A 9054-nucleotide genomic window follows, 5' to 3' on the forward strand; every position below is an offset into this window, starting at 1 on the left:
CCTCTGCGTTGACCCACCCGGGATCGGCGAAGGAACCCGCGACCGCGGCCGCATCGCCGAATGCCTCGGTCGTGCGCAGATAGGCGAAGGAAAAGATCACCCGATGGTCCCAGTGGTCCTCCAGTGGTCGAAGTTGGTCACGCATCGTCGTCAACGTTTCCCGCACACATGTCGGCGACCCGGTTGTGCACGGTGGGGGAAATTGATGTCCTGCAGGCTCTGCGCTGGCCTGGCCGGGCATCCAGGCCAGCAGTGAGCTAGCCGTCAGGAGCGCGGTGACTGCGATGCGTAGCCATCCCATGGGGCTGCATGGTAGTTCAACTGTTACTCAAAGCATTTACAGCCGGGCGGAGAGTCGTGATAATGCTGCGCTATGTCCCTTCAAGGTCACAATCCGGAAGGTCCCGGTCGGGGCATCCTGGACACCCTCACGGAGGTCGTCTTCCAGACCGACGCCGAGGGACGCTGGACGTACCTCAACCGCGCCTGGACGACGGTGACGGGCTTCGACGTCGTCGCGTCGCTGGGGAGTCACTTCCTCGACTACGTCCACCCGGATGAGTACGACCACACGATCGCGCTGTTCATGGCGGTGGTGGCCGGTGGTTCTGATCATTGCCGGCATGTGACCCGCTACCGGACCCGCGACGGTGCCTACCTGCGCGTCGAGATCCGTGCCAACGTGCTGCGGGCGCCGGACGGTGCGGTCTCGGGCAACTCGGGGACGATTATCGATGTGAGCCGTGACCAGCATGACGCTGAGGCGGTCAGTGAACACACAGCCCTGTTGGAGCTCGTTTCCGGGGGCGTGCCGGGCGCCGAGCTTCCCGTCGGTGTCCTGGTCTATGACCGCGCGCTCGGTCTGCGCCGGACGTCGCAGGTTGTCGATCGCCTGCTCGGTGAGCGGTTACGGGTCGGCGAACCCTTGGACCGGCTGGGGATCATGCTGCGGCCCGGTGGCGAGGGCGTGGCGCTGGACGGCGAGTGGGGACTGGCCGCCACGGCGGCGCGGACCGGCCGGCCCCAGCACGGCGACGTCAATCTCCTCGGCCGCACCGACCCCGACCCCGATGTGCGCGGTCGAGCCGGGCCCGGTCCGGCGCGGGCGTTACGGATCTCGGTGATCCCGCAGGTGGACGGGCGCCGGGAGCTGGTTGCCGTTGTGCTGCAGGATGTCACCGATCTGCAGCGGGCGGAACGGCTGCAGTCGGCCGTTGCCCAGCTCGGTCAGCGTGCTCTAGGTGGGCTGACCGTCCCGGACCTGCTCGCCGAGGCCGCCCAGGTGGTCCGCGTCACCCTGGGTCTGCCCGGCTGCGAGGTGCTGGCGGCGACCGGCCGGGACAACCCGGCCGATCCGGCACACCCGATCGCGGCGATCATTCCGGTCGCGTTGGCCTCGGATGGCCCCACGATCATCGACCGTGGGGCTGCTTTCCACGGTGTTGCGGCCCGTATCGGCGCGGCTGGCCGCAGCCACGCCGTATTGGTCGCTTACGCGCCGTACCGGCGGGAGTTTGCCCCGGATGAGGCGGCGTTCGTCCAGTCCGTCGCCAACGTGCTGGCAGCCGCGCTCGAACGGGATACCGCCGAGCGCGAGGTCCGCCACCAGGCCCGGCACGACCCGCTGACCGGGCTGGCGAACCGGGTCCTGCTGCACGACCGGATCTCGCGAGCGCTGCGCACGGTCGAGGCCGACGGCGGTGCGCTGGCCCTGCTGTTGATGGACCTCGACCGGTTCAAGGAGATCAACGACACGTTGGGTCACGGAGCCGGTGACGATGTGCTCCGCGAGGTGGCGGTACGGTTACGACGCGCCACCGGTTCGGCCGCGACAGTCGCCCGCCTCGGTGGGGACGAGTTCGCGATCCTGTTGCCGTCGGCGCCGCGGGGAGTCGCTGACGCCCTTGCCGTCGCGAGCGGTGTGCGGGCCGCCCTGGCCGAACGTATCGATGTCGGCACGCTTCCGCTGAGCGTCGAGGGAAGTATCGGGATCGCGATCGGGCCTGGTGACGGGAGCGATCCGGGAACCCTGGTGCGGTGTGCCGACGTGGCCATGTACCGGGCCAAGCAGCTCTGCGTCGGGGTCGCGGTGTACGCCCCCGATGCCGACCAGAACCGCCGCGAGCGCCTTGAACTGCTCGGCGGCCTTCGCTCGGCGATCGCGGGCGGGGAGCTGGTCCTGCACTACCAGCCCAAGGTCGACCTGCGTACCGGGCGGACCACCGCGGTCGAGGCGCTGGTCCGCTGGCAGCACCCGTCGCACGGCCTGGTCGAGCCGGGGCGTTTCGTTCCGTTCGCCGAACAGAGCAACCTGGTCAGGCCGTTGACCCGCCGGGTCCTCATGCTCGCCCTGGACCAGGCGCGATCATGGTGGGACGCGGGTCGGTTGCTGCCCGTGGCGGTGAACGTCTCGGCCCGGATGTTGCACGACGCAGAATTGATCTCGACGGTACAGGCGGAGCTGGACCGGACCGGCATGCCGCCACAGGCGCTCGAACTTGAGCTCACCGAGAGTGCCGTGATGGTGAACACCCGCAACGCGATGAACGTCATCACCCAGTTGCGCCGCGCGGGAATCCGGATCTCCGTGGATGATTTCGGGACCGGGTACTCGTCGCTCGCCTACCTGCGCGATCTTCCGGTGCACGATCTCAAGATCGACAAATCGTTCGTGCTGAACGTGGCGCGTCGCCCCAGGGATTTCTCGATCGTGCGGTCCATCATTGATCTCGCGCACAATCTCGATCTCAGGGTGGTTGCCGAGGGCATCGAGTCGGACGAGGTCTGCAGCCTACTTCGTGACCTCGGCTGTGACGAGGGGCAGGGCTTCTTTCTCGGGTATCCCGTCCCACCTGCGGATCTTGCGGCCTAGGGCCTGCCCGGTGAAAGTCTTCGGGTGATCTACTGGATCTCGGTCGGTCGAGGCCGTCGAGTCTGGTTCATGCGCTTGGTTTTCTCGGAGAAGGTGCCATCCAGGGGGCTGTGCTGCACCATGAGCAGAGCCTCACCAGATTCTGGAGGTTGGCCGTGACCGGGAGAACCAGGCTGTCTGGGGCCTCCGAGCGCGCGAAAAGCCCCATGATCGTGCACTCGTCGGCCGCCGGTACGCTGCGGGGATTCGTCGCGTTGGCGGTGTCGGCGCTTCTGGCGGCTCTCGTTCTTCTCCTCGGCTGCGGTTCGGCTCGTTACCAGTATGTGACCAACAAGGATGCCGGAACCTTTCTCAAGATCCCGAGTTCGTGGCAGCATCAGCCGATGCCCGGACCGGCCTTCGTCGGTATCGACGCCCGCAACATCAGTCCGGAGGCCGCTCGGACGCTGGCCAGTCGTGAGTGGGTCGTGGGGATTGATGCCGCGTCGAGATTCGACGACAAGAACCTCCTGCTTCCGGACGCGGCGCAACCCAAGGGATTCGTGCAGGTCCGCCAGCTTCTGCCGGAGGAGGCGGCCACGTTGTCCACCAATGACCTGCGCAACCAGCTTGTCTCCATCGACCAGGAGATCCAGGCGCAGGAGGTGGCGGTTCGCCAGGATCCGCAGCGGGCCCGGCTTGCCCCGGAGTTCCTCCTGCTGGTGGACGATCCCGTCCACCAGGGCGGGGGCGTCCACGGCGTCCATCTGGTGTACCAGCTCCACCTGGGCACGGGTCTGGTGACCGTCGACCAGACAAGCCTGCTGGACCGTGATCAGACCAGGCTGTACCAGCTTGTGTTCGCCTGTTCGTCCTGGTGCTACGACCGGCATCGCGCCGAGATCCAGAAGGTTCAGACATCGTTCACGATCAAGCCGATCACCTGAGGTAAGGATCATGAATCAGGCCCAGTCGGCGCAGCCATCCCCGCCGGTGCGCAAACCGCTGGCGCGCTGGGACAGGGTGAAGTTTCTGGTCCTGCTCGGTGCACTGTTCGTGTTCGTGGTAGCCGCTGCCATGGCGGATAACCCGATCATGAGCTGGACCGACGCCGTGCGTGAGCAGGCGGCGGCGAGCTGGTGGCTGTTGGCGCTGATCGGGATCGAGATGGTTCGCCAGGTCCATATGTTGATCGGCGAGCGGTCGGCGCAGTACCACGTCTTCTGGACCGACAGGGTCTTCGGCCGGCTCGAGCGCGGCCTGCTCCAGCTCGACGACTGGAACCGCTACCGCATCAGCCGCGCGCTGACGTGGACGGCGGCCGTCGTGATCTTCGCGTTCGTCTACGCCCGGATCAGGCACGACTCCGTCTTTCACGCGATCATCGGGCTTCCCGGCGACAGCTGGCACGCAGCCCCGTTCGCGGTGCAGATCCTATTGATCATGTCTATCACGATCGGGCAGTTCGCGCTGCTGTTCTGGTTCCTGTCCCGCGGCGGCGTGGAGGTGTACTTCCCCGAGGACATCAAGACCCGGTTCACCGACGTCTGGGGCCAGGATCACGTCCTGTCCAGGGTCAAGGAGGCGGTCTTCTACCTGGAGAAGCCGCACGAGATCGAAAGTCGGGGCGGCTACGTACCCGGCGGCATCCTGCTGTGGGGTCCACCCGGTACCGGCAAGACCCTGATCGCGGAGGCGGTCGCCGGTGAGACCGGGAAGCCCTACGTCTTCGTCGACCCGGGCGCGTTTCGGGCCATGTTCTTCGGCGTCGGCGTGATGAAGGTCAAGGCTCTGTTCCGCAAGCTGCGCACGCTCTCCCTGCGGTACGGCGGCGTGATCGTTTTCTTTGACGAGGCCGACACCCTGGGTAACCGTGGTCAGCCCGCCGGCAACCGGATCGGTCTGATCGACCCTGGTGACCCCTGTAACGGGATGACGTATGCGAGCACTTCGGCACGCCGCGCACTGGCGCAGGCCCGCTTCGTGGTTCCCGGCGGTGGTGGTGGCCCGTCCAGCATCGACGGAACGCTGCAGGCACTGCTCGCCGAGATATCGGGTCTGAAGAAGCCGCGTGGCTTCCTCAACCGGGTCGTGCGGCGTGCCCTGGGCATGCGCCCGAAGCCGCCGCCGAAGTACCGGATCATGGTCATGATGGCGACGAACATGCCGCAGTCGCTGGACGAGGCGCTGCTGCGTCCCGGTCGGATCGACCGCATCTACAAGGTGGGCTACCCGAGCAGGCAGGGCCGGGTACGGACCTTCAACGGCTACCTGGACAGGGTCCGCCACGAGGTGAGCGCCGATCAGGTCGAACGGCTCGCAGTGATGAGCCCGTACGCCACCGGGGCGAGCATCAAGGACATGGTCAACGAGGCGCTCATCCAGGCGATCAAGGCTGGTCGTGAGGTGGTCACCTGGCCGGATCTGCTGCGCGCCAAGTCAATCAAGGAACACGGCCTGCCCGACGACCACGAGTACGTGGAGCGGGAGCGCCACAGCATCGCCCTGCACGAGGCGTGCCATGCGGTGGTCATGTACCGACTGCAGAAGCACATGGTCATCGACATGGCGAGCATCGAGCGCCGTGGGGACACCGGCGGGTTCGTGGCCCCGGTGCCGTTGGAGGACAGGTTCGTCGACTGGCGGTCCGAGGTCGAGATCGATGTGATGACCTTTCTGGCCTCCATCGTGGGCGAGCGGATGTTCTTCGACGGTGACCACACCCAGGGCGTGGGCGCAGACCTGCACGCCGCCACCGAGCTGGTTGCCCGCAGCATCGGCCGACACGCGATGGGCAGCACCCTGACGTCCCGGCCGGCGCTGGCCGCTGCTCTTGACGCCAGTCCGGCGTACCCCGGCGGCGGCCCGGGGTACCTCGGTGGCGGGTTCGTCGACGAGGTCGAGGCCAAGCTCCAGGAGCTTTATCAGCGGACCGAGGTCATCCTGTCGGACAACCGCCGGGAGGTTCTCGCGGTGACCCACGCACTGGAGACGAACAAGACCATCACCGGCGAGGACGTCGAAGCAATCATGGAGGGCACACTCGGCCCCACCCTGGACGGCCGCCGCTACCATGAGCCCGACTTCCTCGACCTGGCGGAGGATTACCACCTCAGTGCCGTCCAGGCGCACCGGGGTCACCCCGGCGAGCAGCTGCGGCTACCCGATCTCGGCAGGGCGGCGTCCTCGGCGGGACCGGGCTGACCGGACTGACCGGCGGGACCGGGCTGACCGGACTGACCGGCGGGACCGAGTAGCTGGCGCGCGCCGTACCCGGCCGCGAGGAGGGCTGCCAGCCCGCCGGTCGCCAGGCCCGCCCGGGCACCGAGCTCTTCGCTGATCCATCCGATGGTGGGACCCCCGACAGGGGTGCTTCCCAGGAAGGCCACGGCCCACAAGGCCATGATCCGGCCACGCATGTGGGGTGCGGAGGCGAGTTGCAAGGTGGCGTTCCCGATGGACAGGAACGCCACGCTGCCGGCTCCCACCAGCATCATGGCCACGGCGGCGAGATGGACATCCGGCGCGACCGAGGCCGCCAGGATGACGATGCCGAAACCGGCGGCAGCGCTGACCAGGGCGCGTGGCGTCGCCCGGCCTCGTCTGGCGACGATCAGGCCGCCCGCCACCGCGCCGACGCCCATCGCCGCGGTGAGCAGCCCGTAGGTGCCGGCGCCGCCGTGGAACACCTCGCGGCCCAACAGCGGAAGCACGACGGCGAACTCGTAGGCGAGGGTGCCGATGACCGCCATCATGACCAGCGGAACCCGCAGCGCCGGGGTTCGTAACGCGTATGCCAGGCCCTCGCGGATCTGGCCGCGGGCTCGGGGAAGCGGGGCGCGCCGGCGAAGCGCACGCGGGTCGATCCGGATCAGAGCGACGATGGCGGCCAGGTAGGACGCGGCGTTGACCATGAAACAGACGCCGGTTCCGGCGACGGCGATGAGCACGCCGGCGATCCCCGGCCCCACCGCCCTGGCCGCGTTCACCGCCACCGACTGAAGGGATACGGCGTTGGCCACCACGTCCGGGCCGACCATCTCGTGGACGAAACTCTGCCGGGTCGGGTTGTCCACCGCGTTCACGGTGCCGAGGCCGGCCGCGATGAGTGCCACCATCCACAACTGGACGACACCGGTGATGTCGGCAACAGCGAGGCTGGCGGCCAACAGCCCGGACGCGACCTGGGTATAGATCAACAAGCGCCGCTTGTCGGCCCGGTCGGCCAGCAGCCCGCCGTAGGCGCCGAACAGCAGGACCGGCAGGAACTGCGCAGCCGTGACGAGCCCGAGCACCGTCCCGGACGCCCCGAGCGAAAGCGCCAGCCAACCCTGCGCGACCATCTGCATCCAGGTCCCGACCAGCGACACGACCTGTCCGCTCAGGTAGCGGCGGTAGTTCGGCACGGACAGCGCGAGCAGTGCGCCGCCTGGCCGTGGCTCTGGCCGTGGCTCTGGTCGTGGTCCTGGTCGGGGCGGGTTGACGGTCGTGGCGTCGGGCAGCGCGGTCATCGTTCCTTCCGGTCGTCACGAGTGAGGGCTTCACCTGGGACAACCGTTGTGCCCGTTTAGTTATTTCACCTCAGCTAACTATTTCGTCGGGTGAGCCGGTGGTCTCCGTGCCGTCGTCCCGGCTGGCAGGCCCAGACGACGGCACGCGATCAATCTGGGGGATGTTTCTACAGGGGGATGTTGCCGTGGGCGCCACGGCCGGCCGGGGCCCCGGCGAGGGTTTCGGCGAGGACCGAGCGGGTGGCGGCGGGCTCCACCACGGCGTCCACCACTCCCAGCTCCACGGCCCGGTCGATCCCGCCGACCGCGCGTGCGTGCTCAGCGGTGAGCTCGGCAAGCACGGTCTGACGACGCTGAACCGGAACCTCCGCCAATGTGCGCCGGTGCAGGATTCCCACGGCGGCCTCGGCGCCCATGACCGCGACCTCGGCGGTAGGCCATGCGTACACGGCGCTCGCGCCCAGACAGCGGGCGTTCATCGCGATGTAGGCGCCGCCGTAGGCCTTTCGGGTGACCACGGTGACGCGGGGCACGGTGCATTCGGAGAACGCATAGAGCAGCTTCGCGCCGCGCCGGACCACGCCTTCCCATTCCTGGCCGACACCCGGCAGGTACCCCGGAACATCGACGAGGACGATCAGCGGCACTCCGAACGAGTCGCACATGCGCACGAAACGTGACGCCTTTTCGGCGGACGTCGCGTCGAGGCAACCGCCGCGACGCAGCGGGTTGTTGGCGACCACGCCGACCGTACGGCCGCCGAGGCGACCGAGCGCGGTGACGATGTTCGGTGCCCACTTGGGATGGAGCTCAAGCACGTCGTCGTCGAGGACGCCGGCCACCAGCGGGTGTACGTCGTAGGCGCGACGGGCCGACTCCGGCAGGAGGCTGCCGAGGTCACGATCCTGAACTGGCCCGATTTCGCCCTGGTCGCAAAGCAGCGCGCACAGTCGCCGGGTGTGGTCGACGGCAGCCTCGTCAGAGTCGCAACTGATCGCTACCACTCCACTGCGGCGTGCGTGCACATCGGGTCCACCCAGACTGTCGGCGGTGCAGTCCTCGCCGGTCACCGTGCGGACGACGTCCGGACCGGTAACAAAGATCTTGGCATCCGGGCCCATGATGACGATGTCGGTCAGCGCCGGGCCGTATGCCGCGCCACCTGCGGCGGCACCCAGCACCAGGGACAGCTGCGGAATCCGTCCGGATGCCCGGACGGTGGCCGCGAAGACACGTCCGACACCGTCGAGGGAGGCAACGCCCTCCCGGAGCCGAGCACCGCCGGAATGCCAGATTCCCACCACCGGGATGTCAAGGCGCACTGCGGCCTCAATGGCGTGGACGATCCGAGCGCAGCCGTCACGGCCCATCGCCCCGCCCTGAATGGTTGCGTCCGTAGCAAATGCGACGACCGGATTATCGTCGACGGTGCCCTTTCCAGCCAGCACCCCGGAGCTGTCCGCCGCGGCGAAGGGTTCAAATGAATCAGGATCGAAGAACTGGGTCAGTCGAGTCGACGGGGCACGCGGGTCAATGCGTTCGAGCGTGGAGAGACTCACCTGTTGTCTCCTTGAGATCATAGGTTCTCCGGCGACGCGAAGGAGACGACTCCCCTGTTCGTGGTCGGAGGCTCGTCGGATCTCCGTGCGGACCTCATATCGTCTGGCTTTGAGGTCCGCACGGGCGAATGTG

Annotated in this window: 5 protein-coding genes; 3 read left to right on the plus strand and 2 right to left on the minus strand. The window is 67.7% G+C overall.

The window, feature by feature from the left end:
• Nucleotides 1-373 precede the first annotated feature (373 nt).
• The 3 genes from U9980_RS11645 to U9980_RS11655 all read left to right on the plus strand — a co-directional run bounded on the left by U9980_RS11645 (nucleotide 374) and on the right by U9980_RS11655 (nucleotide 6055).
• Nucleotides 374-2872 (plus strand): EAL and GGDEF domain-containing protein, encoded by a 2499-nt coding sequence (locus U9980_RS11645; RefSeq protein ID WP_322767924.1) that lies wholly within the window; start codon nucleotides 374-376, stop codon nucleotides 2870-2872.
• 155 nt (nucleotides 2873-3027) lie between these two features.
• Nucleotides 3028-3798 carry a hypothetical protein gene (locus tag U9980_RS11650; RefSeq protein WP_322767925.1) on the plus strand — a complete coding sequence of 257 codons (771 nt, stop codon included), beginning with the start codon at nucleotides 3028-3030 and terminating at the stop codon, nucleotides 3796-3798.
• A 10-nt stretch (nucleotides 3799-3808) separates the two neighbouring features.
• Nucleotides 3809-6055 carry an AAA family ATPase gene (locus U9980_RS11655; RefSeq protein WP_322767926.1) on the plus strand — a complete coding sequence of 749 codons (2247 nt, stop codon included), beginning with the start codon at nucleotides 3809-3811 and terminating at the stop codon, nucleotides 6053-6055.
• Here U9980_RS11655 and U9980_RS11660 read toward each other — a convergent pair.
• Together U9980_RS11660 and U9980_RS11665 are read right to left on the minus strand one after the other, a co-directional pair.
• Nucleotides 5989-7362 carry an MFS transporter gene (locus tag U9980_RS11660; protein WP_322767927.1) on the minus strand — a complete coding sequence of 458 codons (1374 nt, stop codon included), beginning with the start codon at nucleotides 7360-7362 and terminating at the stop codon, nucleotides 5989-5991. The genes U9980_RS11655 and U9980_RS11660 overlap by 67 nt on opposite strands.
• Nucleotides 7363-7529: 167 nt before the next feature.
• Nucleotides 7530-8921, minus strand: a complete 1392-nt coding sequence (locus U9980_RS11665) for an acyl-CoA carboxylase subunit beta (RefSeq protein ID WP_416210239.1) — start codon at nucleotides 8919-8921, stop codon at nucleotides 7530-7532.
• Nucleotides 8922-9054: the final 133 nt, after the last annotated feature.

The sequence above is a fragment of the Protofrankia sp. Cr1 genome (genome assembly GCF_963555865.1).
GTDB lineage: Bacteria > Actinomycetota > Actinomycetes > Frankiales > Frankiaceae > Protofrankia.